22 protein-coding genes are annotated in these 24,269 nt (G+C 68.7%); 8 read left to right on the top strand and 14 right to left on the bottom strand.

The window, feature by feature from the left end; translation table 11 throughout:
* Positions 1–203: 203 nt before the first annotated feature.
* Positions 204–1,289, bottom strand: a complete 1,086-nt coding sequence (locus tag EJJ38_RS04850) for a LacI family DNA-binding transcriptional regulator (protein ID WP_127088998.1) — start codon at positions 1,287–1,289, stop codon at positions 204–206.
* Between the two features lie 171 nt (positions 1,290–1,460).
* Between EJJ38_RS04850 and EJJ38_RS04845 the strand changes: the two genes are divergently transcribed.
* The 4 genes from EJJ38_RS04845 to EJJ38_RS04830 all read left to right on the top strand — a co-directional run bounded on the left by EJJ38_RS04845 (position 1,461) and on the right by EJJ38_RS04830 (position 5,232).
* Entirely contained in the window at positions 1,461–2,759 is a 1,299-nt protein-coding gene (locus tag EJJ38_RS04845) for an aconitase/3-isopropylmalate dehydratase large subunit family protein (RefSeq protein ID WP_127088997.1), read from the top strand.
* The gene (locus EJJ38_RS04840) at positions 2,756–3,250 is read left to right on the top strand and encodes a LeuD/DmdB family oxidoreductase small subunit (RefSeq protein ID WP_127088996.1); all 495 of its coding nucleotides are present in this window, start codon (positions 2,756–2,758) and stop codon (positions 3,248–3,250) included. The genes EJJ38_RS04845 and EJJ38_RS04840 overlap by 4 nt, the downstream gene beginning before the upstream one ends.
* A 29-nt stretch (positions 3,251–3,279) precedes the next feature.
* The gene (locus tag EJJ38_RS04835) at positions 3,280–4,167 is read left to right on the top strand and encodes an isocitrate lyase/PEP mutase family protein (protein ID WP_127088995.1); all 888 of its coding nucleotides are present in this window, start codon (positions 3,280–3,282) and stop codon (positions 4,165–4,167) included.
* Positions 4,168–4,233: 66 nt separating this feature from the next.
* The gene (locus EJJ38_RS04830) at positions 4,234–5,232 is read left to right on the top strand and encodes a Bug family tripartite tricarboxylate transporter substrate binding protein (protein WP_205666105.1); all 999 of its coding nucleotides are present in this window, start codon (positions 4,234–4,236) and stop codon (positions 5,230–5,232) included.
* A 55-nt stretch (positions 5,233–5,287) separates the two neighbouring features.
* Here the strand turns inward: EJJ38_RS04830 and EJJ38_RS04825 are convergent, their stop codons facing one another.
* From EJJ38_RS04825 to EJJ38_RS04765, 13 genes are all read right to left on the bottom strand, one after another.
* A complete protein-coding gene (locus tag EJJ38_RS04825; protein ID WP_127088994.1) occupies positions 5,288–6,442 on the bottom strand; it encodes an acyl-CoA dehydrogenase family protein in 1,155 nt (384 codons plus the stop codon).
* A gap of 15 nt (positions 6,443–6,457) precedes the next feature.
* Positions 6,458–7,654: an acyl-CoA dehydrogenase family protein gene (locus tag EJJ38_RS04820; RefSeq protein ID WP_127088993.1), complete on the bottom strand. Its 1,197-nt coding sequence runs from the start codon at positions 7,652–7,654 to the stop codon at positions 6,458–6,460.
* Positions 7,655–7,768: 114 nt separating this feature from the next.
* Positions 7,769–9,283 (bottom strand): fumarate hydratase, encoded by a 1,515-nt coding sequence (locus tag EJJ38_RS04815; RefSeq protein WP_127088992.1) that lies wholly within the window; start codon positions 9,281–9,283, stop codon positions 7,769–7,771.
* A 230-nt stretch (positions 9,284–9,513) separates the two neighbouring features.
* Complete coding sequence (locus tag EJJ38_RS04810) at positions 9,514–10,263, bottom strand: glucose 1-dehydrogenase (protein WP_127088991.1); 750 nt, start codon at positions 10,261–10,263, stop codon at positions 9,514–9,516.
* Between the two features lie 134 nt (positions 10,264–10,397).
* On the bottom strand, positions 10,398–11,876 hold the full coding sequence (locus EJJ38_RS04805) for an aldehyde dehydrogenase family protein (protein WP_127088990.1): 1,479 nt from the start codon (positions 11,874–11,876) through the stop codon (positions 10,398–10,400).
* Positions 11,873–12,550, bottom strand: a complete 678-nt coding sequence (locus tag EJJ38_RS04800; RefSeq protein ID WP_127088989.1) for an ABC transporter ATP-binding protein — start codon at positions 12,548–12,550, stop codon at positions 11,873–11,875. Before EJJ38_RS04800 ends, EJJ38_RS04805 begins: the two co-directional genes overlap by 4 nt.
* A gap of 2 nt (positions 12,551–12,552) precedes the next feature.
* Positions 12,553–13,308 (bottom strand): ABC transporter ATP-binding protein, encoded by a 756-nt coding sequence (locus EJJ38_RS04795; RefSeq protein WP_127088988.1) that lies wholly within the window; start codon positions 13,306–13,308, stop codon positions 12,553–12,555.
* Positions 13,305–14,279, bottom strand: coding sequence for a branched-chain amino acid ABC transporter permease (locus EJJ38_RS04790; protein WP_127088987.1), 975 nt, complete (start codon positions 14,277–14,279; stop codon positions 13,305–13,307). Before EJJ38_RS04790 ends, EJJ38_RS04795 begins: the two co-directional genes overlap by 4 nt.
* A gap of 1 nt (position 14,280) precedes the next feature.
* Positions 14,281–15,186, bottom strand: a complete 906-nt coding sequence (locus EJJ38_RS04785; protein ID WP_127088986.1) for a branched-chain amino acid ABC transporter permease — start codon at positions 15,184–15,186, stop codon at positions 14,281–14,283.
* A gap of 63 nt (positions 15,187–15,249) precedes the next feature.
* Positions 15,250–16,545 (bottom strand): ABC transporter substrate-binding protein, encoded by a 1,296-nt coding sequence (locus tag EJJ38_RS04780; protein ID WP_245454114.1) that lies wholly within the window; start codon positions 16,543–16,545, stop codon positions 15,250–15,252.
* Between the two features lie 130 nt (positions 16,546–16,675).
* Entirely contained in the window at positions 16,676–17,653 is a 978-nt protein-coding gene (locus tag EJJ38_RS04775) for a LysR family transcriptional regulator (RefSeq protein WP_127088984.1), read from the bottom strand.
* A gap of 63 nt (positions 17,654–17,716) precedes the next feature.
* Entirely contained in the window at positions 17,717–18,409 is a 693-nt protein-coding gene (locus tag EJJ38_RS04770; protein WP_127088983.1) for a class I SAM-dependent methyltransferase, read from the bottom strand.
* An 8-nt stretch (positions 18,410–18,417) separates the two neighbouring features.
* Positions 18,418–19,560: a CaiB/BaiF CoA transferase family protein gene (locus tag EJJ38_RS04765; RefSeq protein WP_127088982.1), complete on the bottom strand. Its 1,143-nt coding sequence runs from the start codon at positions 19,558–19,560 to the stop codon at positions 18,418–18,420.
* 358 nt (positions 19,561–19,918) lie between these two features.
* Between EJJ38_RS04765 and EJJ38_RS04760 the strand changes: the two genes are divergently transcribed.
* From EJJ38_RS04760 to EJJ38_RS04745, 4 genes are read left to right on the top strand one after another with little or no spacing between them, the layout of a single operon-like run.
* Entirely contained in the window at positions 19,919–21,274 is a 1,356-nt protein-coding gene (locus EJJ38_RS04760; RefSeq protein WP_127088981.1) for an MmgE/PrpD family protein, read from the top strand.
* Positions 21,275–21,329: 55 nt separating this feature from the next.
* Positions 21,330–22,493, top strand: coding sequence for an acyl-CoA dehydrogenase family protein (locus tag EJJ38_RS04755; protein WP_127088980.1), 1,164 nt, complete (start codon positions 21,330–21,332; stop codon positions 22,491–22,493).
* Between the two features lie 15 nt (positions 22,494–22,508).
* Entirely contained in the window at positions 22,509–23,357 is an 849-nt protein-coding gene (locus tag EJJ38_RS04750) for an HTD2 family dehydratase (protein WP_127088979.1), read from the top strand.
* Complete coding sequence (locus EJJ38_RS04745; protein WP_245454113.1) at positions 23,351–24,145, top strand: HpcH/HpaI aldolase/citrate lyase family protein; 795 nt, start codon at positions 23,351–23,353, stop codon at positions 24,143–24,145. The genes EJJ38_RS04750 and EJJ38_RS04745 overlap by 7 nt, the downstream gene beginning before the upstream one ends.
* The last annotated feature ends 124 nt before the right edge of the window (positions 24,146–24,269 follow it).

Below are 24,269 nucleotides of genomic sequence, written 5' to 3'. Positions count from 1 at the left end.
TCATCCGGCGCCTAAGCCGGCGAATTCACAACAGCAAAGTCGTGAGGAGCGTCGGAGACGCGCTTTCCGCCGGCCGTTTCGTCGGCGGCGTCAGCGCGTCGTTGATGGGCGCTTTATAGGGGGCAGCTGTTCTTCCTGTCAACACCCATCTTTCAAGAAACCGAAACAGGGGCGTCACACACTGTGGATAAGACCCCCGCGACTCAAGCATCCATGCGGCTTTGACCCGGAAAAGCATCGCCGGCTAAATCGGCCGGCAGGCGGGCCGACCGGCCCAGGATCAGCTCCCCACGCAGCAGAACCAGCTCATCCGCGCGCGGCACACCCCTCATACGGTCCTGCAAAAGGTCGAAAGCGCGCTCCAGCATGTCGTCCAGGGGCTGCGCGACGGTGGTCAGGTAATAGGGCGCGCGCAGGGCCGGCTCCGTGCCGTCCATGCCCACCACGGAAATGTCGTCGGGCACGCGCAGCCCGCGCTCGCGCAGCGCATCCACCACGCCCATGGCCAGAAGGTCGCTGGCGCACATGACGCCGTCCGGCCGCTCCCCTGCCCCCATGGCCGCCACCGCCTCGCCGGTCGCATAGCCCATGGCATGGCTATTGGCCCCGCCCAGCACCAAGGGCGCGGGCAGGCCGGCGGCCACCACATGGGCGGCGAACGCCTCCGTCCGCTCCAGGCTGGTTGAGGTGGCCGGACCACCGCGCACCACCGCGAGGCGCCGATGCCCGGCCCGCACCAGAAGATCCGCCAGCAGCGCCCCACCGGCGCGGTTGTCACACGACACCGCGCTGCCATGCTCCCAGGCCACCCGGTTCACCATCACCAGCGGCACGCCGTTCGCCCGGCAGATGGTCGCCACCCGCGAGGGCAATTGGGCGGAGGTGATCAGGCAGCCATCCACGCGATACTGCAGAAGAGAGTCGGCGGTCGCCTGCTCGATGGGCCCCGCCCCCGCATGCACCAGCAGCAGGCGCCAGCCCCGCAGCGCCGCGCGAGAGACCGCCTTCTGCAGCAGCGCTGCATATAAAGGGTTCTCCACCGGCCCGATCACGAGGCCGATGAGGCCGCTGCGCCCGCCCACCAGCGAGCGCGCCAGCACGTTGGGCGTATAGCCCACCTCGCTGGCGAGGGCCGCGATACGCGCACGCACTTCGGGAGAGATGCGCGGATCATCGCGCAGGGCACGCGACACGGTGGACGCCGCGACACCCGCCCGGCGCGCCAGGGACGCAACCGTCCACCGCTCGCCCGTTTCGCCGTCGCCCGATGATCTGCCTGCCATTTCCATGGTTTAGCTCCCGGCACCCGGCGATGCAAGATATGCGCAATCGTTGTCATTGCGATGCAGCAATAATGGCCACCTTTACCTTATAGGAATTCATGCTATCGATTGCACAAATGGATCGAGGCGTGCACGGCCATCGACCGGAACGGGCAGAGATCCCGAGGGAGAAACGCCATGGACCCCGCAACGCCGGGCCGCACGATCACCGAGAAGATCATCGCCGCGCATACGGCGGACGGGCGGGCTCGGGCGGGAGACATCGTCACCGTGCGGCCGGACGTGGTGCTGCTGAACGACGTCTCCGGCCCCCTCGCCTTCGAGCAGTTCGAGGCCATGGGCGCGCAGCGGCCGTTCGATCCCGCGCGCATCGTCCTGGTGGCGGATCATTTCGCCCCCGCGCCGGACATCACGGCGGCGGGCGCCATCGCCATGACGCGGGATTTCGCCCGGCGCCATGCCATTCCGCATTTCTATGAGCCCGGACGCGGGGGCATCGAGCACACGCTGCTGGCGGAGCTGGGCCTCGTGGGGCACGGCGCCATCGTGTTCGGCGCGGACAGCCACACCTGCACGGCGGGCGCCTTCAATGCGCTGGGCATCGGCTTCGGCTCCACGGACCTGGCGGGCGCCCTCGCCATGGGCCAGCTCTGGATGCGCGTGCCGGACAGCATCCGCGTCACCCTGTCGGGCGCTCCCGGTCCCTATGTCACCGGCAAGGACGTGATCCTGGAGCTGATCCGCCGTCTGGGCTCGGACGGGGCGGCGGATGCCTCCCTTGAATTCGGCGGGCCGGGGCTTGCGGCTCTCTCCATGGATGCGCGCATGGCCATCGCCAACATGGCGGTGGAGGCCGGCGCGGACACATGCGTGTTCGAAGGCGATGGCCTGTCGCAGGAGGACATGGCCCGCCGCGGCGCCCCCGCCGCGCCCGCGGCACTGGCGGATGCGGATGCGCGCTACCGGCAGGTGATCGCTCTCGACCTTACCGCCTTGTCGCCCATGGTGGCCCGTCCGCCCTCCCCCGCCGATGGCGTGCCCGTCTCCGCCCTCCGGGGCGAGAAGGTGGACCAGGTCTATGTGGGCAATTGCGCCAACGGCACCCTCACGGATTTGCGCCAGGTGGCCCATATGCTGCGCGGCCGGAAGATCGCGCCGGGCGTGCGCATGGTGGTGGTGCCCGCCACCCAGAAGATCTGGCGCGCCGCCCTCGCCGAAGGGCTGCTGGATGTGATCGCCGAGGCCGGGGCCGCCATTTCCACGCCCACCTGCGGCGCCTGCTTCGGCGGCCATATGGGCATCCTGGCGGCGGGCGAGACCGCCATCGCCACCACCAATCGAAACTATCGCGGGCGCATGGGCCATCCCGACAGCCGGGTCTTCCTGGCCAGCGCCTATGTGGCGGCGGCGGCGGCCGTGGCGGGGGTCATCGTGCCGCCCGAGGATGTGGCGCCGGTCCAGGAGGACGCGGCATGAGCACGGACATCGAAGGCATCGTTCACCGCTTCGGCGACGAGGTGAACACCGACGTCATTCTTCCCGGCCGCTATCTGTCGCTGCGCACGCCGGAAGAGCTGGGGCGCCACTGCCTGGAGGGGCTCGACCCCAGCTTCGTCACGCGCGTGCGCCCGGGGGACATTCTGGCGGTGGGCCGCAATTTCGGCTGCGGCTCCTCGCGCGAGCATGCGGTGATCGCCCTGAAGGCGGCGGGCGTCGCCGCCATCGTGGCGCACAGCGCGGCGCGGATCTTCTTCCGCAACGCCGTCAATCTCGGCCTGCCGGTCCTGCTGTGCCCGGAAGCGGCGGACGCGCTGGAGCCGGGCAGCCCCGCGCGCATCACCCTCGCCTCCCTGCAGATCGCCCAGGGCACCCGCCTCTGGCATGCCTCCCCGCTCGGGGATGAGGTGCGGGCCATCCTCGCCGCCGGCGGCCTCGTGCCGCGCGTGCGCATCGCACTCGGCGCCTGACGCGCCCCTCATTCAGAAAGGAAGCACTTATGGCCAACCCCTCCCTCCGGGCCGCGCTGGCGGCGAAGGACTTCATCGTCGCGCCCGGCATTTTCGACATGATCTCGGCGCGCATCGCCGACCGCATGGGCTTCAAGGCGCTCTACGCCACGGGCTACGGCACGGTGGCCTCGCATCTGGGCATCCCCGATGCGGGCATCGCCACCTTCACCGACATGGTGAGCCGCATGGCCCGCTTCGCCCAGGGCAGCGCGACCCCGGTCATCGCCGATGCCGATACCGGCTATGGCGGGCTGCTGAATGTCCGCCACACCGTCATGGGCTACGAGGCCGCAGGCGTCACCGCCATCCAGCTCGAGGACCAGGAGGTGCCGAAGAAGTGCGGCCACACGCCGGGCCGCAGCGTCATCCCCGCCCGCGACATGGCGCTGAAGATCGAGGTGGCGGCGGAAGCCCGCAAGAGCGACGACTTCCTCATCATCGCCCGCACCGATGCGCGCACTTCGCTGGGCCTCGACGAGGCGATCCGGCGCGGCCAGCTCTATCGCAAGGCCGGTGCCGACATCGTCTTCATCGAAAGCCCCGAGAGCGAGGAGGAGATGAAGCGCATCGGCGGCGAGATCGACGCCCCGCTGCTGGCCAACAATGTGGACGGCGGCGGGCGCACGCCCATCCTGCCCGCCCAGACGCTGGCGGCGCTCGGCTATGCCATCGCCATCTATCCGGCCGTGGGCTTCCTGAGCATGGCCGCCGCGCTGGAGCGCTCCTACGCCCACCTGCTGGCCCATGGCGACACCAACGCCCTGCCGGCGGAGGCCATCTACGACTTTGGCGACATGAACACGCTCATGGGCTTCCCCGAGGTCTGGGACTTCGACCGGCGCTGGGCGCGGCCGGAGCGGGACGCCGCCGAATGACCCCGGCGCCCACGGCACAAAGCCGGGGCGCCCACGCACAACAGCAAAAAAACCGGAGGAAACCCCATGACGAAGAACCTGACGAAGATGGAGATGACCCGGCGCGGCTTCACCGGCCTGCTGGGAAGCCTGATCGCCGCCCCGGCCTTTGCCGAGACGACCGGTGAATGGCCCACCCGCCCGGTGCGGATGATCGTTCCGTTCGGCCCCGGCGGCGCGGTGGACACGCTCATCCGCGCCGTGGGCCAGCGCTTCCCGGAATTCGCCAACGGACAGCCCTTGGTGGTGGAAAACCGCTCCGGCGCCGGCGGCATGGTGGCGGGCGCCTTCGTCTCCGGCCAGGCGCCGGACGGCTACACCCTGCTGGCCGCCGACATCGGCGCCAACGTCATCGGCAAGGAGCTGAACCCCAAGGCCTCCTTCGATCCCATGACCGCCTTCACGCCCCTCATCCAGCTTGTGAACCTCAATGCGGTGATGCTGGAAAATCCGTCGGTTCTCCAGAAGACGGTGCCGGAGATCATCGCGGCGGGGAAGAAGGATCCCGGCGGCTTCACCTATTCCTCCGCGGGCCTGGGCAATGGCAGCCATCTGTTCATGGCCCTGTTCGAGCGGGAGGCCGGCATCCGCATGGTGCATGTGCCCTATCGCAGCGGCGCGGAGACGGTGATGGCGGTTGGTCGCAACGAGGCCCAGTTCTGCTTCCCGACGCTCGCCTCCGCCTTGCCCATGCTCAAGACCGGGCAAGTCCGCCCCGTCGCGCTCGGCGCAGGCCCCTCCCCCATCCTGCCCAACACGCCGCTGATGCGGGACTTCATCCCGAATTTCGATGTGGCGATCTGGTACGGCGTCGCCGCCCCCGCCGGCATGAACGGCCCGCTGGCCGACCGCATCAATTCCGTCTTCGAGAAGGTGATCGCCCTGCCGGAGATCCGGAAGATGGTGGAGGAGGTGCAGGGCGGCGTGGTAGTGGGTGGCTCGCGGCAGAATTTCGCGGCCTTCCTGAAGCGTGAATATGACCGCTGGGCGCCGGTGATCCGCGAAGGCGGCATCCGCGTGGAGTGATCGTTCCGGGGCCGCCGCCGGGCGGCCCCCTCCGGTCCCGCCGGGTTCTTTCCGTTCAGGCCGCGCCCACAAGCCCGCCCGCCGCGACCACGCGGCGCTGGTGATAGGGCGTGTCGCCGAACATCAGCTCGATCATGGCGAGGCGCCGGAAATGGTGGGCGCCGAGATATTCCATGGTCATGCCGATGCCGCCGTGAAGCTGCACCGCCGTCTGGCCCACGAGGCGCGCGGACCTGTTGATCTGCACCTTGGCGGCGGACAGAGCGGCACGGCGCTCCGCATCGTCCTCCGCCTCCAGCATCATGCCCGCATAGAGCGCCATGGATCGCGCCTGCTCCAGGGCCACGAACATGTCCACGGCCTTGTGCTGGAGCGCCTGGAAGGAGCCGATGGCCACGCCGAACTGCTTGCGGGTCTTCAGATACTCCACCGTCAGCCCGTGCAGCGCCTCCATGAGGCCCACGGCCTCGGCACATAAAGCGGCGATGGCGCCCTCCACCACCCGCTCTATGACCGGCAGGCCCGCGTCCGGCGCGCCGAGCATCGAATGGGCGGGGACGAACACCTCCGAGAGGGTGACATCCCCCGCGCGCCCGCCATCCTGGGTGGGATAGGCGGAAACGGTCACGCCCGGCACATCGGCGGGCAGCAGGAACAAGGTGATGCCCGCCGCGTCGCGCCGCGCGCCGGAGGTGCGCGCGCTCACCACCAGGGTCCGGGCGGCATCGGCATTCAGCACCACGCTCTTGCGCCCCTCCAGGCGAAAGCCGCCCGCGACGGCGCGGGCGGTGGTGGCGACATCGTTGAGATCGTAGCGCGCCTGCACCTCTCCATGGGCAAAGGCGAGGCGGGCGGTGCCGTCCATGAGGCCGGGCAGCAGGGCCGCCTTCTGGTCGGCGCTTCCGGCAAGGCGCAGCGCGCCGCCGCCCAGGATGATGCTCGCCAGATACGGCTCGGGCGCCATGACGCGGCCCAGCGCCTCCTTCACCACCAGCATCTCCACCGGGCCGCCGCCGAAGCCGCCATCGGCCTCCGCGAAGGGCAGGCCCAGAAGGCCGAGGTCCGCCAGTTCGCTCCAGCGCGCCTCGGGAAAGCCCAGCGGCTCGGTGCGGGCGGCGGTGAGAGGGTCCAGCGTGCCGTATGTGTTGGCGGCCCAGCGGCTCACACTGTCCTTGAGAAGCGACTGCTCGTCGGAAAGATCGAAATCCATGGGGTCAAACCATCCTCAAAGCCCGAGGATCGCCTTGGCGATCACATTGTGCTGGATCTCGTTGGAGCCGCCGTAAATGGACACCTTGCGCATGTTGAAATAGGTGGGCGCGGCGGTATCGGCCCAGGCAAGGAGGGCCTCCACGTCGTTGTCGCCGGCCTGCGCGCGGGCGGCGGGAAGGGCGTTGGGGCCGGCCAGTTCCAGCAGAAGCTCGGTGGTGGCCTGCTGAAGCTCGGAGCCCTTGATCTTCAGGATGGAGGAGGCCGGGTCGGGCTTCGTCGGGTCGCGCGTCGCCTGCGCCGCCACCACGCGCATCTGCGTGATCTCCAGGGCCTTCAGCTCGATCTCCACGGCGGCGAGGCGCGAGCGGAAGTCGAGATCGTCCCACATGGTGCCTGCCCCGGCGGGCGTCGTCCGCGCGAGGCGCTTGATGCGGGCGATGCGCTCCTTCGATATGCCGATGCGCGCGATACCGGTGCGCTCGTTGGCCAGCAGGAACTTGGCATAGTCCCAGCCCTTGTTCTCCTCGCCCACGAGGTTTTCAACGGGCACGCGCACAGCGTCGAGGAACACCTCGTTCACCTCGTGGCGCCCGTCGATGGTGATGATGGGCCGCACGGTGACGCCGGGGCTCTTCATGTCGATGAGCAGGAAGGAGATGCCCTGCTGCTTCTTCGCCGCCATGTCGGTGCGCACGAGGCAGAATATCCAGTCGGCATATTGGCCGAGCGTGGTCCAGGCCTTCTGGCCATCCACGATGTAATGGTCACCGTCCCGCACCGCGCGGGTCTTCAGCGAGGCGAGGTCGGAACCGGCGCCGGGCTCGGAGAAGCCCTGGCACCACCAATCCTCCAGGCTCTTGATGCGCGGCAGGAAGCGGGCCTTCTGCGCCGCATTGCCGAAAGTGGCGATGACCGGCCCCACCATGAAGCAGTTGAACTGCAACGGCAGCGGCACCGCCGCCTGCATCAGCTCCTCCATGAAGATATAGCGCTGCACCGTGGTCCAGGGCTGGCCGCCATGCTCCACCGGCCAATGGGGCACCGCCCAGCCCTTGGCATCGAGGATGCGCTGGGAGGTGACGTAATCCTCGCGGGCGAGCGGGCGACCCTCGGACACCTTGGCGCGGATCTCCGCCGGGATCTCGGTGCGGAAGAAGCTGCGCACCTCCGCGCGGAAGGCGGTCTCTTGCGGGGTGAAACGCAGGTCCATGAGTTCGATCCCGGAATGAGGCCGGACAGGCCGGCGGTGCTGACACCGCCGACGATGCACGTCATGAGACGTGCATAGCACACCCCGCGCGACTGCCGCTCCGCGCGAGGGCGCCTAAACGCCCTCGGCGATGCGGGCGCGCCAATAGGCCGGGCCGGTCCTGTGCACCGAATCCCCCTCGGCGGTGACGGCGACGGTGACGGGCATGTCCTCCACCTCGAATTCGTAGATGGCCTCCATGCCCAGGTCCTCGAAGGCGACCACGCGCGCCGCCTTCACCGCCTTGGAGACCAGATAGGCCGCCCCGCCCACGGCAATCAGATAGGCCGCCTTGTGGCGCGCGATAGCCTCTACCGCCGCAGGCCCCCGCTCCGCCTTGCCCACCATGGCGAGAAGGCCGGTGCCCAATATCTCGTCCGTATAGCGGTCCATGCGGGTGGACGTGGTCGGCCCCGCCGGGCCCACCGCCTCGCCGCGCACCGGGTCCACGGGGCCCACATAATAGATGACCCGTCCCGCAAGGCTCACGGGCAGCGCCTCGCCGCGCGCCAGCATGTCGGACATGCGCGCATGGGCGGCATCGCGCCCGGTGAGCATGCGCCCATTGAGGCGCAGCTTCTCGCCCGGCTGCCAGGAGGCCACCTCTTCGCGCGTCAGCCTGTCGAGGTTCACCCGCCGCGCCTCCCCGTCCGCCGCATCCCGCACGATCTGCGGCCAGGCGGACAGGTCCGGCGGGTCGAGCCGCACCGGGCCGGAGCCGTCGAGGACGATGGTGGCATGGCGGTTGGCGGCGCATTGGGGAATGAGGGCCACGGGCTTGGAGGCCGCATGGGTGGGATAGGTGGCGATCTTCACATCCACCACCGTGGTAAGCCCACCCAGCCCCTGCGCGCCGATGCCCAGCGCGTTGATGCGCTCATAAAGGGAGATGCGCATCTCCTCCAATTGGGTGTTCGGACCGCGCGCGAGGAGTTCGGTCATGTCGATCTCCTCCAGCAGCGCCTCCTTGGCAATGAGCATGGCCTTCTCGGCCGAGCCGCCGATGCCGAGGCCGATGACGCCCGGCGGGCACCAGCCCGCGCCCAGTTTCGGCACGGTCTTCAGCACCCAGTCCTCGACGCTGGCGCCGGGATCCAGCGTGACGAAGCGCGCCTTGTTCTCCGAGCCGCCGCCCTTCGCCGCCACGGTGATGGTGAGGGTGCGGCCGGGCACGAGGCGGGTGTGCACCACGGCGGGGGCGTTGTCCCTGGTGTTGCGCCGCGCGAACAGGGGATCGCCCACCATGGAGGCGCGCAGCGGATTGTCCGCATCCAGATAGGCCCGGCGCACCGCTTCGTGGATCAGGTCCTCGAAGCCGGTCTCGGCATCGATGCGCACGTCCATGCCGATTTCGGCGAACGCCACCACGAGGCCGGTATCCTGGCAGATGGGCCGCCGCCCCAACGCGGCCATGCGGGAATTCAGCAGGATCTGCGCGATGGCGTCCCGCGCGGCGGGGGATTTCTCGCGCTCATAGGCGCGCGACAGATGGGCGATATAATCGGCCGGATGGAAATAGGAGATGTATTGCAGCGCGTCCGCGACGCTCGCGATCACATCCTCTCCGGCGATGACGACGGTGGGATGCATGGCTTGTCTCCTTCCCGGACGCTGTCCGGATTTTTCCACGGGCGGGGCGCCCCGCAAAGCATGTCTCATACCAACGGCACCGGTCTTTGACCGGTGCCGAGAGGGTTGACGCTCAAGTGCCGCGCGGGCTTCACCATAAGCCCATGAGTCAAACTCACGGGCTTCTGGTGTCAAACAAAAGCGCCCCGCCGGTTTGACGCGGCGGGGCGAGGCACCGGGAGGTCGAACTGTCAGATGGTGCGGCCGCCATCCACTTCAAGGATGACGCCGGTGATGAACTCCGCCTCGTCGGAGGAGAGATAGAGGCAGGCATTGGCCACGTCCTTCGGCTCCGAGAGGCGGCCGAGCGGGATGGTGGCGATGAAGCGCGCGCGGTTCTCCGGGGTGTCCGGCACGCCCATGAAGCTCTCCAGCAGGCCGGTGGCGCCCATGACCGGGGCGACGCCGTTCACGCGGATCTTCTGCGGCGCCAGTTCCACCGCCAGCGAGCGGGTGGCGAGGTTCACCGCGCCCTTGGTGGCGTTGTACCAGGTGAGGCCGGGGCGCGGCCGGATGCCCGCCGTGGAGCCCACATTCACCACCACGCCCCCGCCCTGGCCGGTCATGACCGGAACCACGGTGTGGATCATGTGGAAGATGGACTTCATGTTGATGGAATAGGCCTTGTCGAACTCCTCCTCGGTCACTTCGAGGAGCGGCTTGTTGCGGTGGGTCCAGCCGGCATTGTTGATGACGATGTCCAGCTTGCCGCCATGCGCGATGGCGGCGGCGACGGAGGCTTCCACATCCGCGCGGCTGGTCACGTCGCCGCGCACGGCGATGGCGGCGGCGCCGATCTCGGCCGCCACCTTCTGCGCCCCGTCGAGATTGAGGTCCACGATGGTGACCTTCGCCCCCTCGCGGGCGAAGACGCGGGCGATCTCGGCGCCGAAGCCCGAGGCGGCGCCCGTGACGAGCGCGGATTTGCCGGAAAGACGCATTGGGACTGTTTCCTCATGCCAGCGGCCCCGGTCCCCGAACCGGATGCGGGTGGTTCTTCAGGTGGTTTTTGGGAACGGATTTCGCCCGACACGCGGGCGGGGTCGAAGGCCCGCGCAGGCGGGCCTTCGAGGGATCAGTCGTGCTTGATGATCATGGTCTTGAGGGTCGAGAACTCGTAGAGCGCCTCGAACCCCTTCTCGCGGCCGTGGCCGGACTTCTTCATGCCGCCGAACGGCAGCTCGATGCCGCCGCCCGCGCCATAGGCGTTCACATAGACCTGCCCCGCCTTCACCTTGCGGGCGACGCGGATGGCGCGGGACGTGTTGGTGGACCAGACGCCCGCCATGAGGCCGAATTCGGTGCCGTTGGCGATGCGCACCGCGTCCGCCTCGTCATCGAAGGGCAGCACGGAGAGAACCGGGCCGAACACTTCCTGGGTGGCGAGGATATGGTCGCGCGGCACGGGGCCGTAGACGCGCGGCGTCACGTAGAAGCCGCCCGCGGGCACCCCTTCGGCCACCTGGCCTTCCGCCACCACGCCCACGCCGTCCTCGGCCGCCTTGGCGAAGAAGCTTTCCACGCGCTCCTTCTGCTTGGCGTTGATGACCGGGCCGAGATCCAGGTCCATTTCCGGCGAACCCGCGCGAAGCGTCGCGAACCGCGCGTTGAGGCGGGAGACCACCTCCTCATAGACCGTGCGCTCCACCAGCAGGCGCGAGCCCGCCGAGCAGGTCTGGCCGGCATTCTGGACCACCGTGTTGGCGATCACCGGAATGGCGGCGTCAAGGTCCGCGTCCGCGAACAGGATGTGGGGCGACTTGCCGCCCAGTTCCAGCGTGCAGCCGATATGGTTGCGGGCAGCGGCCATCTGGATCAGCGTGCCCACTTCCGGCGAGCCGGTGAAGGCGATGAAGTCGATGTCGGGATGGCCGGAGAGGGCCGCGCCCGCCTCCTCGCCGAGGCCCGGCACGATATTGATGGCGCCCTCGGGGAAGCCCGCTTCCACGGCCAGTTCCGCGAGGCGAAGCGGCGTGAGGCAGGCATCCTCGGCGGGCTTCACCACGGTGGCATTGCCCACCGCCAGCGCCGGGCCGATGGTGCGGCCGAACATCTGGGCGGGATAGTTCCAGGGGATGATGTGCGCGGTCACGCCATGGGGCACGCGCTCGGTGGGGACGAAATAGCCGTTGAGGAACGGAATGGTCTCGCCGTGCAGCTTGTCGGCGCCGCCGCCGTAGAATTCGAAATAGCGGGCGGTGGCCACCATGTCGGCGCGGGCCTGCTTCAGCGGCTTGCCGGTGTCGCGGGCCTCCAGCAGCGCCAGCTCCTCCGCATGATCCGTGATGATCTGCGCGAACCTGGAGAGCAGGCGGCCGCGCTCGGTGGCGGACAGGCGGCTCCAGGCCCCCTCTTCCACCGCATGGCGGGCGGCCTTCACCGCCGCGTCCACGTCAGCCGCGGTGCCCGCCGCGATCTGCGCGAACACCCGGCCCTCGGCCGGGGCATAGACATCCACCACGCGGCCCGACGCCGCCGGGCGCCAGGCATTGTTGATGAAGACGCCCTTGGCGGGCGTGATGGGCGCGTGCTGGTGGGGAGCGTGCTGGTTCATGCGGCCAATCCTTCGTTACGCACGTCCTGGGCGATCTCGCCGCGCTCGATGGTGATGGTCCGCTCGGCGAAGCTGCGCAGGAGGTGGGGGTTCGATTCCGTGATGATGAGCGCGAGGCTCGGGTCGGTGTCGCGCAGGCGCCGCAGCGCCTCGGCGTAGCGGTTCGCCAGGACCGGGGCGAGGCCCTGGAAGGGCTCGTCCAGCAGCACGAGGCGGGTGGCGAGCATGAGCGCGCGGCCCAGCGCCACCATCTTGCCCTGTCCGCCGGAGACCGAGCCCGCCGGGCGCTTGGCCATCTCCTTCAGCTCGGGAAGGATATGGTAGACGCGGTCGAGGCGGCGCTTGGTCTCCGCCGCCGACAGCTTCGCCACCTGGGCGGGCAGCAGGATGTTCTCCTCCACGCCGAAGCGGGAGAAGAGGCGCCGGTCCTCGGGCGCATAGCCGATGCCGAGGCCCGGCCGCAGATGGGCGGCGACGCCCGCAAGGTCGTGGCCGTCGAAGGTGATCCGCCCGCCATTGCGGGTGAAGCCCATGATGGTGCGCAGCGTGGTGGTCTTGCCCGCGCCGTTGCGGCCGACAAAGGCCACCGCCTCGCCCTCCTTCAGGGCGAAGGACACGCCGCGCAGCACCGGCACGGTGCCGAAGGAGACGCTGACCTGATCAAGGATGAGCATGCTCACACTCCGATCACGGTGCGGATGACCTCGGGGTCCTCCAGCACCTCAGAGGGGGGACCGAGCCGCTGGATCTTGCCCGCGCTCCAGACCGCCACGCGGCCGGCATAGCGCTGCACCATGTCCATGTCGTGCTCGACGAAGACCGAGGCGACCTTCGCCTTGGCGAGCGCGGAGACGAGGATCTCCATGACCTCGAACTTGTCCGCGCTGGCGACGCCCGACGTGGGCTCGTCCATGAGGAGGAGCTTGGGCTTCAACGCCAGCGCCACCGCGATATCCACCAGCTTGCGATGGCCTTCCGGCAGGTCGCCCGCGCGCTTGTCGCGGTCCCCGGCGCAGCCCACGAGGTCCAGCAGCTCAAGCATCTCGTCCTTCTCAGCGATGCGGCCGAGAGGCTGGAGAAGATTGAACCGGCGCTGGCGGGAGGCGGCGGCCAGCAGCATGTTCTCCAGCACCGTATGGTCGGAGAAAAGCTGCGGGATCTGGAAGGCCCGGGCGATGCCGAGCCGGGTGATGTCGCGCGGCGGCTGGGCGGTGATCTCCTTGCCCTCGAACCGCACCGTCCCGGCCTTGGGCCGCAGATAACCGGTGCAGATGTTGAGGAAGGTGGTCTTGCCCGCACCGTTCGGCCCGATGATGGCGAGGTTTTCCCCGCCGCGCACGTCGAGATCGATGCCGTTGGCCGCGATCACGCCGCCGAAGCGGATTTCCAGGCCCCGGGCCTGGAGCAGGATGGGGTGGGATGCCTCGCTCATCGGGCGGCCTCCACGGTGAGGGCGGACGCCTCGGCCTTGCGGCGGCGGGCGGTGAAGCCCTCCACCAGGCCGACGATGCCCGAGGGCGCCTTGAGGATGATGGCCAGCAGCACGAAGCCCAGGATCATCTGCCAGCTGTCCGCCACGAAGGCCGCCGCATAGGTGCGCACCGCCTCGTAGACGAAGGTGCCGGTGAGCGCCCCGGCCACATGGCCGACGCCGCCCAGGATGGCGATGAACACGAACTCGGCCGAGCGTGTCCAATAGCTGTATTCCGGGGTCGCGATGCCCTGGATGACGCCGAGGAACGCCCCGCCCACGCCGCACAGCACGGCGGAGATCACATAGCCCACCAGCATGACGAACCGCGCGGACAGGCCGATATATTCAAGCCGCGTCTCGTTGGTCTTGATGGCTTTCAGCGCCTGGCCCAGCGGGCTGCGCAGGTAGCGCCACACGAGATAGGCGGCGAGGAAGGCCATGGCGAAGGTCGAGTAGTAGAGCACCATGTCGAACTGCGCCCGGTCGAACGTGAAGCCGAACGCCGTGGGGCGGCGGATGCGCAGGCCGTCTGAGCCGCCCGTGAGGTGGAAGAACTTCTCCAGGATGGAATAGAGCACCATGGAGAAGGCAAGGTTCAGCATGCCGAAGAAGATGTAGCGGTAGCGAACCACGAACAGCCCCACCAGCAGGCCGAGCACCGCCGAGGTGACGACGCTGGCGGCGAGCAGGAGCGCGAGGTCTCCGCCGCCCATGCTGCGGCCGAGGAAGGCGACCGTATAGGCGCCGGTGGCGAAGAACATGCCGTGGCCGAAGGACACCTGCCCCGCCTGGAGCAGGAGCAGGAGACCCAGCACCGCCACGCTCTTGGCGAAGACGATGGCGAGGAAGGTCTGCGAGGAGGCGGCGAACAGCGGCACCGCCGCGAGAACCGCCACCAGCAGGACGAGAAGGATTGCGCGCAGGGCCATGTCAGATCTTCCGCAGCTGAGGCGCGCCGAACAGGCCGCTGGGACGGAAGATGAGCACCCCCACCATGAGGATATAGGGCACGAGAACCTCGAATTCGGGAGCGAGATAGACAGCCAGGGAGCGGCCGAGACCGATCATGAGCGCGGCGACGGCGGCACCCTCGATCTGGCCGAGGCCGGCGGTGGCGGCCACCGCGAAGGACAGGACGATCATCTCGGCGCCCATGCCGGGCATGAGCGAGGTGGTGGGCGCGGCGAGCGCCCCGCCCAGCGCCGCCAGCGTGGCGCCTGCGATGAAGGTGACGAAGTAGACCTTCTGGGCGTCGATGCCGATGGCGCTCGCCGCCTCCCGGTCCTCGGTCACGGCGAGGATCTGCGCGCCCGCCGCCGTGTGGCGCAGGAAGTAGCGCAGGCCCAGCAGCACGATCACCGCCAGCGCCGGCAGGAACAGCGTCTGGTAGGCGGTGTAGCTGATGCCGAACAGCGAGATGTTGCCCAGGAGCTGGAGCGGCTCGGACATGAAATAGGGCTGCACGCCCCAGATCAGCCGCTGCACATTCTCCAGGATCATGAAGATGGCGAAGGTGACGAGGATCTGGAGCACCTGCTCCTTGTCGTAGATGCGCTGGAGCAGCAGCTTCTCCATGAGCCCGCCCAGCACCGCGCCGATGAAGATCGCCGCCACGAACAGGGCCGGGAAGGTCAGCCAGGGGCTGAAGCCCGCCTTGGTCAGGAAGATTCCCGCGCTCACGGCCGTATAGGCGCCCAGCGCATAGAAGCTGCCATGGGCGATGTTGAGCACGCCCAGCACGCCGAAGATGAAGGTCAGCCCCACGGCGACGAGGAAGACCAGGGAGGCATAGGCCACGCCGTCGCAGACGGCGAGCACGATGGTGTCGAAGGACATGGGTTCAGCTTCCGATGCGGGCGCGGCGACATGGCCGCGCCCGTTGGGTCCGCGGGTCGGGGATCAGTCGGCGTGCTTGAAGGTATCGACCTTGATGTTGAGGATGTCGGGCTTCAGCCCGCTGATCCACGCCTCGGACTTCTCGCCCACCGCCGGCATGATCTTGGAGGCCGGGAAGATCATCATGTTGTCCAGCACGTCGAAATTATACTTCGGGGTGCGGATGGTGGTGCCCACCAGCTGGTCCTCGATGCCCTGGCCATCGGCCCGGATCTCGATGGGGCGGCCGAGCGCCTGGAAGGTCAGGCCCGGCATGGCCTTCGCCACCTGCTCATGGCTCGGCCACTTGCCGCCATTGGCCGTCACCGCCTTGGCATAGACCGCCTCCAGCGCGGAGAAGGCCTGGGCCATGTGGAACACCGGATAGATGGGATAGGCGCCGGTCTTCTGCTTGAAGGCGTCCATGAAGGTGCGGAACTTGGCGTCGCCGATGCGCTCGGGATGCAGGAAGTAATGGTCGCCGCGACCGCCCACGATCACGCCCTCGGGCAGGTCGTTGCCCAGGCGCTGGAGGGAGGATTCCGCCAGCGGCAGAACGAACTGCGAGGACTTGAACAGGCCGCGCTGGTTGGCCTGGCGCACGAAGGTGTCGAGGTCGCCGCCCCAGGAGGTGGAGAGGATCACGTCCGGCTTCAGCGCCAGCAGGCGCGAGACCTCGGTGGAGAAGTCGGCGGCGCCGAACTTGGGGAAGAACTCCGCCACGACCTTCACGTCGGGCTTCAGCACCTTGAGGGCCTGGGAGAAGATGGCCCAGCTGTCACGGCCCCAGGCATAATCCTGGTTCACCACGGCGATGGTCTTGAAGTCCGGCTTCACCTTCAGCAGGTACAGGAGCGGCGCCATCACTTCGGGGGTGGCGTTGGCCTGGGTGCGGAACACGTAATTATACTTGTCGTCTTCGAGGATGCGCTGGGTGCCGCAATCCCACATGAAGTTGACGACCTTCAGGTCCTCGGCGAGCGGGGCGATCTTGTTGCACACGCCGGAGGAGATGGAGGCGAACATCACGTCCACCTTCTGGTCCTGCACGAGGCGGCGATACTCGGTCATCAGGGTCTCGATGCCGGCGCCTTCGTCCACGAAGAACAGCTTCACCGGCACGCCCTGCACGCCGCCGCGCGCATTGATCTCGGACGCGAACATCTCGGCCGCGTCGCGGGCAGGTATACCAAATACAGACGCAGCACCGGATGTGTAAGTGGTGATTCCGATGCGCAGTTCCGCAGGCTTTTCTTGAGCCAATGCAGGAAATAGTCCGAGCAGCGACAGGCCCGCTGCCGCTGCCAAGCGACGTAGCATCATCGGTTTTCCTCCCAATTCGGTCTTGCGACCGCAATTCTTTCTTCCCGGTTTGGGAACCGGCGCATCTTGGTTTCCTGACCCTCCATCTCAAAAGACTATTTTAGCCTGGACGTCATAGCGAAAAACTCTATCGCACTGCACCATCTTCTTCGGCGATGGCTTCGTCCTGGCCGGGCGCGAGGCGGGCGGGCCATGCGCCCTCGCGCACCAGCCGGATGAGCATCACATGGGCCAGCTTCTCGATGGCCCGGACCGCGTTGGAGAGCGGGCGCGAGGAGGGGCGCACCAGGAACAAATCGCGGGACAGGACCGGCTTGCCCATGGGCCATTCGCGCAGGAGCCCCTGCTCCACCTCGGGCCGAATCGCCGCGCCGGGCAGGATCGAATAGCCAAGCCCGCCCGCCACCAGCAGCTTGATCTGCCCGTAGGTGTCGATGTCGATCACCGTGTTGAGATAGGCACTCTCCGACAAGGCCCGCTCCTCGATGAGATCGCGCAGGCCATGGCCAAGGCTGGGCAGGATAAGGGTGAGGCCCGCCGCATCGGAGAAGGAGACCGGCCCCTCCGGCGGGTGGGGCCGGTCCATGGGGGCGGCGGGGCCGAGCAGGCACAGATCCTCGGAGAGCACATGGCGCGCCTCCAGCGTGCGGTCGGAGACCGAGCGATAGAGGATGCCGAGGTCGATCTTGCCTTCGCGCAGCCAGTCGAGAACGAAGCCGCTCATGGCCTCCGCCACGCGCAGCTTGATCTTGGGATAGCGCCGCCGCGCCTCGCTGAGCAGCGGCACGCAGAGCATCTGGCTGACGGTGCCGGGCATGCCGAAGCGCACCTCGCCCTCCGGCTCCACCTGGCCGAGGCGCACCGCCTCGCGCGCCACCTCCATCTGGCCCAGCATGAGGCGCGCATGGCGCACCAGCGTCTCGCCCGCCTCGGTGGGGCGCACGCCCTGGGGGCTGCGGAACAGCAGTTCCACCCCGAGGTCGATCTCCATGTTGCGCACATGCTGGCTCAGCGCGGGCTGAGCCACGCGCAGCCGATAGGCCGCCTTGGAGAAGGACCCCTCCTCCACGATGGTCACGAAATACCGAAGCTGCCGCAGGTCCATAACCGGACGCACCCTCCCATAGACGTTTTGTCTATAGTCGAGCGCAGGTTGTCCGGCAAAAAGTTATGAGGGCGCAGTTCCCCGCTTCAGCAGCAATGCGGTGTGGGGCTGGTTGAGCCGGATGGCGCCGTCCTCAAGCGTGCCCCAGCGGGCCATGAGGGCGGCCACCTCCGGCGCCACCGCGCGCGCCACCGGCGCTCGCGCGGGGTCCACGGACACCACCTTGGCGAGGAACGCCTCCACGTCCGGGAAGCGCCGCACATCGTCATAGGTCAGGGACGCCGCGATGTGCATCTCCCCCGCCTCCATCGCCGCCGCGAGGGCGGCGAGCGCGGCGGCGCGGATGACGGTTTCATCCTCCACCGGCCGCATGGCCTCGAAGAAGGCCCCCTCCGCCAACGGCTCGATGATCAGAACCGGGCCGCGCGAGACCCGCAGCGCCTCGTGCAGCGCCCTGCCCATGGCGTCGAGCGGCACATGGTGGAAGGAATTGACGAAGATCGCCGCATCGAACGCGCCGTCTTCAAAGGGCAATGCCTCGCCCCCCGCCGCCTCGAAACGCGCGCCCGGCAGCGCGGCGCGGGCCGCCGCCACCGCCTCGGGCGCCGGATCGACGCCGCTCATGCGCGCCCCCTCCGCCGCCAGCCGCCCCGTGAGCACGCCGCCACCGCAGCCGATATCGAGAAGGCTGCGCCCCTCCAGCGGCCCGAGCCATTCGCGGATCACATCCAGCGCGGTGCCCGCGGGCCGTGCCATGGGCGCGCTCACTCTGAGGCTGCGAGGGCGGGCGCGAATTCCGCGCGCACCGCCGCTGTCTGGGCGCCCAGCGCGGGCACCGGCCCGAACTGGGGAAGGGTGTGGTTCACCAGCGCGCCGGGCGCGAGAATCCGCGCGGGGCCTGTGGGCGTGTCCACGGTCACATAGCGATTCTGGGGGTGCTGGGCCACGTCATCCATGGTGCTCACGCGACCATAGGCGATGCGCCCCTTCTCCAGCCGCGCCACCATCTCGTCGCGCGGATGGGCGCCGAACACCCCGTTGACGATGACATCCAGCGCCGCCCGGTTGGCCACCCGCGCGCTATTGCCGGCGAAGCGCACATCCGCCGCCACGGAGGCATCGCCCAGCACGTCGGCGCAGAAATTGGCCCATTCCCGCTCGTTCTGGATGGAGAAGAGCACCGCCTTCCCGTCCGCGCAGACATAGGCGCCGTAGGGGGCGATGGTGGGATGGTTGAGGCCCGCCCGGTCCGGCACCTTGCCGCCATAGGCGTACTGGAGATAGGGCACGTTCATCCAGTCCGACAGCGCATGATAGAGCGACACGGAGATGTGCCGCCCCTCCCCCGTGCGCTCGCGCCCGATGAGCGCCTGGAGCACCGCCTGGAAGGCCGTCATGCCCGCCGCGATGTCGCACACCGACACGCCGACGCGCGCGGGGCCTTCCGCATTGCCGGTGATGGAGGACAGGCCGCTCTCCGCCTGTACGAGAAGGTCATAGGCCTTCAGGTCGCGATACGGGCCTTCATCGCCATAGCCAGAGATGGAGCAGGTGATGAGGCGTGGATTGCGGCGGCGCAATTCGTCCGGAGCGAAGCCGAGCCGGTCGATGACGCCGGGGGCGAGATTCTGGATGAAGACGTCCGCCTGCTCCAGCATGGCGCCCAGCAGCGCCGCGTCGGCCGCGTCCTTCAGGTCCAGGCAGATGGATTCCTTGCCCCGGTTGAGCCACACGAAATAGGCGCTCTCGCCATGCACGAGGGAATCGTAGTTGCGCGCGAAATCGCCCTCCGGCCGCTCCACCTTGATGACGCGGGCGCCCGCGTCCGCAAGCCGCCCGGACACATAGGGCGCGGCCACCGCCTGCTCGACCGAAACCACGAACAGGCCTTCAAGATCATGTTGCATCTGGGCGACGTCCCCTGCGCTCTTCCCGCTCCCGGCCACCGGCATGGTGCGTGCCGGACTCCCGGAAATTATCGTTCCGGTGCAAGGTCGCCGCGCGCGGATCAGAATACAAATATAAGTGAAGCCTAGGTGGCATATGGGAATGTTATGGCGCCCGCCCGACCCGCGCCATAACTCAAGCCTCTGCGGGCCAGCGCAAAACGGTATTTCTGCTTTCCCCCCTTTGCTGCCAGTGTGAGCCTCCCTTTCTCCCGGCGGGAGACGGGCGCCTCCGCGCGGCCGCTCGGCTTTGCCCGTGCGCCGGAGCACCGCCCGCTCCGCTCCCGCCGAATGCCACGCACGCGGTGAGGTATTTGGAATGACGGACGAAACGCGCACGCTGGCCGCCTATGCGGCCGGGCTTCGCCTGGAGCATGTGCCCGCCGAGGTGGTGGCGCGGGCCGAGCGGCTGATCCTCGACTTCGTGGGCAATGTGGCGCGCGGCGGGGCCGAGGCGGAATCCTCCCCGGCCCTGCGCGCCTTGGTGAAGAAGGCCGGTTTCGACGGGCCCGGTCCCTGCACCGTCATCGGCGATACCCGCACCTATGCCCCCGCCGCCGCTGCTTTGCTGAACGGCGCCTTCGGCCATTCGCTGGATTTCGACGACACCCACGCGGAAAGCTCGCTCCACCCGAGCGCGCCCGTGGTCTCCGCCGCCTTCGCCGCCGCGCAGATGACCGGGGCGGACAGCGCCGACGTGGTGGCCGCCATCATCGCCGGCTATGAGGTGTGCTGCCGGCTCGGCGTCGCGCTCGATCCCGCCAAGCATTACGGGCGCGGCTTCCACCCCACCGCCACGGCGGGCACGTTCGGCGCGGCGGCGGCGGCCGGGCGCGTCATGGGGCTGGATGCGGATGCCATCGCCTGCGCCTATGGCGTCGCGGGCAGCCAGGCAGCGGGCTCGCTGCAGTTCCTGGTGAACGGCGCGTGGAACAAGCGCTACCAGGTGGGCGCGGCCGCCATGAACGGCCTCATGGCCGCGCTGCTGGCCGCCGAAGGCTTCAAGGGCGCCGCGCAGGCCATCGAAGGCGTGCACGGCTTCTTGAAGGGCTATTCGGACGACGTGGACATGGCGCTCGCGGTGCGCGACCTTGGCACCGTCTACGAGACCATGAAGATCGGCCTGAAGCCCTATCCCTCCTGCCGCTACACCCACGCCGCCCTCGACGGCCTTCTCGCCATGCGCACGCGCAACGGCCTGTCCGGCGCCGATATCGAGAAGGTGGAGATCGGCCTTCACCCCAACGGCATCACGCTCACGGGCGCACCCATCGATGAGAAGCGCCGGGCGCGCACGGTGGTGGCGGGGCAGTTCTCCATGCCCTTCACCGCCGCCGTGGCGCTGGACCAGGGCAGCTTCGGCTGGGACGATTACCGGCGCCTGGGCGATGCCGCCCTGGACGCGCTGGCGGACCGGGTGGAGGTGACCGCCGATCCACGCCTGGAAGACCGGCCCCATCCCTTCGGCGCGCTGCTGCGTGTCACCACCGCGAAGGGCGTGTTCGAGGCTGATATTCCCGACCCGTCCGGCGAGCCGGAAACCTTCCCGGACGATGCGGCGCTCACCGGCAAGTTCATGACGCTTGCCACCCCCGTCATGGGCGAGGCGCAGGCCCGCGCCCTCGGCGCGCAGATGCTCGCCCTCTCCACGGCCAAGCGCTTCGCGCTCGCCTGAGCCCGCCCGCACAGCGGCGAACGACAGAACGAAAAGACCCAAGGACCCCAGGATTATGCAGACCGTCGGAAGCGACCAGTTCCAGGACATCCGCGATGCGGTGCGCGCGCTGTGCGCCGAGTTCCCCGCCGAATATCACCGCAAGGTGGACGAGGAGCGCGGCTATCCGGAAGCCTTCGTGGACGCCCTCACCAAGGCGGGCTGGATGGCGGCCCTGATCCCCGAGGAATATGGCGGCTCGGGCCTGGGGCTCACGGAAGCCTCCGTGATCATGGAGGAGATCAACCGGGCGGGCGGCAATTCCGGCGCCTGCCATGGCCAGATGTACAATATGAACACGCTGGTGCGGCACGGCTCGGAAGCGCAGCGGCAGAAATACCTGCCGCGGATCGCCGCCGGCGAACTGCGCCTGCAGTCCATGGGCGTCACCGAGCCCACCACCGGCACCGACACCACCAAGATCAAGACCACGGCGGTGAAGAAGGGCGACCGCTACGTCATCAACGGCCAAAAGGTGTGGATCAGCCGCGTCCAGCACTCGGACCTCATGATCCTGCTGGCCCGCACCACGCCCCTGGCGGACGTGAAGAAGAAGTCCGAGGGCCTGTCCATCTTCATCGTGGACATCCAGGAGGCCATGAAGAGCGGGATGACGGTGCGCCCCATCCTCAACATGGTGAACCACGAGACCAACGAGCTGTTCTTCGACAATCTGGAAATCCCCGCCGAGAACCTCATCGGCGAGGAAGGCCAGGGCTTCAAATATATCCTCACCGGCCTCAATGCGGAGCGCACGCTCATCGCGGCGGAATGCATCGGCGACGGCTATTGGTTCATCGACAAGGTGACCGCCTATACCAAGGAGCGCACCGTGTTCGGCCGCCCCATCGGCCAGAACCAGGGCGTGCAATTCCCCATCGCGGAAGCCTTCATCGAGGTGGAGGCGGCGAACCTCATGCGGTTCGAGGCCTGCCGCCTCTATGACGCGCACCAGCCCTGCGGCACACAGGCCAACATGGCGAAATATCTCGCGGCCAAGGCCTCCTGGGAGGCGGCGAATGCCTGCCTGCAATTCCACGGCGGCTTCGGCTTCGCCTGCGAATATGACGTGGAGCGCAAGTTCCGCGAGACGCGGCTCTATCAGGTGGCGCCCATCTCCACGAACCTGATCCTCTCCTATGTGGCCGAGCATGTGCTCGGCCTGCCGCGCTCCTTCTGACGGGGACCTTTGCACATGAGCGAGCCCGAACGGCTGGACATCGACCATCTGCGCGGCTGGATCGGCCGGGAAGAGGTGGCGAGCGAGGTGCTGACGCCCGAGAAGGTGCGCCAGTTCCGCGCCACCTTCGACGCGGCGCCCGGCGCGCCGCAGCCGGGCGAGGCCGCGCCCCGCCTGATCCATTGGTGCCTCGCCCAGCCGGTGGCGCTCATGAGCGCATTGGGGCCGGACGGGCATCCCGCGCGCGGCGGCTTCCTGCCGCCCGTGCCCCTGCCCCGCCGCATGTGGGCGGGCGGGCATCTGGATTTCCACGACGATGTCCGCGTGGGCGACGTGGTGCAGCGCGCCTCGCGCATCGAGAGCGTGGAGGTGAAGGAGGGCCGCACGGGCACCTTGTGCTTCGTCACGGTGCTCCACCGCATCTCCGCCGAGGGCCGCCCCCTCCTCACCGAGCGGCAGGACATCGTCTATCGCGGGCTCGACGGCGCGCCCGCCAAGGCCGCCCCGGAACCCGCCCCGGCGGGTGCGCATGTGCGCGAAGTGGATGCCTCCGCCCCGCTCCTGTTCCGCTATTCCGCGCTGACCTTCAACGGCCACCGCATCCATTATGATTATCCTTATGTGACGCAGGTGGAGGGATATCCGGGCCTCATCGTCCATGGCCCCCTGCAGGCGACGTTGCTGCTGCGCCATGCGGCGGAGATCCACGGCGCCCCGCCCGCCCGCTTCTCCTTCCGGGGCCTCTCGCCTTTGTTCGACAACGCGCCCGTTTTGCTGAATGCGGACGCGACGGAGGTGGGCCTGAAGCTCTGGACCTCCAGGCCGAGCGGCCCGTTCGGCATGATGGCGGAGGCAGGCTGGTGAGCGCGCTCGCATTCATCGTTCCCCTGTTCGTCCCCGGCGACCGGCCGGAACGCTTCGCCAAGGCCGCCGCCGCCGCGCCCGACGCGGTGATCCTCGACCTGGAGGACGCCGTCGCCCCCGCCGCCAAGGACGCCGCCCGCGACGCGCTGCGCACGGACTTCACCGACCTGCCCGTGCTGGTGCGCGTGAATGCCGCCGGCACGCCGTGGCACGCGGCGGACCTTGCCGCCGTGGCGCGGCTGAAGCCCGCCGCCCTCCTCCTGCCCAAGGCGGAGACAACCGCCACGCTGGATGCCGTCGCCGCCGCCATCGGGCCGCATATCCCACTGGTGGCCCTGGTGGAGAGCGCACTGGGCCTTGCCAATGCCCGTGCGCTGGCCGCCCATCCGGCGGTAACGCGCGTGGCGTTCGGCTCCGTGGACTTCTGCGCGGACCTCGGCTGCGCCCATGTGCGCGAGGCGCTGCTCGCCGCCCGTTCGGAACTGGTGCTCGCCTCCCGCCTCGCCGGTATCGCCGCTCCGATCGACGGCGTGACCACACGCATCGACGACGGGGCCGAGGCCACCGACGATGCGCGCTATGCCCGGGACCTGGGCTTCACCGGCAAGCTGGCCATCCACCCCCGGCAGATCGCCCCCATCCGCGCGGGCTTCCGCCCCTCGGAGGCGGACATCGCCTGGGCCGAGCGGGTGCTGGCCAGCGGCGAGGGCGCCGCCGCCGTGGACGGCGCCATGGTGGACGAGCCGGTGCGCATCCGCGCCCGCGCCATCCTCGCCGCCCGCGCCTGACGGGCAAACCCGCGCGGCGCGCCTGTCCGGGCAAGGTGTTGCGCGCGAACATGACGCTGGGGCAACAGAGCCCCCGCCCGCCCGCATGCCACCCGCGCGTCGGCATGCCTGGACGTCGGCTGCA

It is taken from the genome of Aquabacter cavernae, from assembly GCF_003993795.1.
Lineage (GTDB): Bacteria > Pseudomonadota > Alphaproteobacteria > Rhizobiales > Xanthobacteraceae > Aquabacter > Aquabacter cavernae.
The sequence above is the reverse complement of the archived record's forward strand: the minus strand, read 5'-3'. Positions and strand labels throughout refer to the sequence as shown.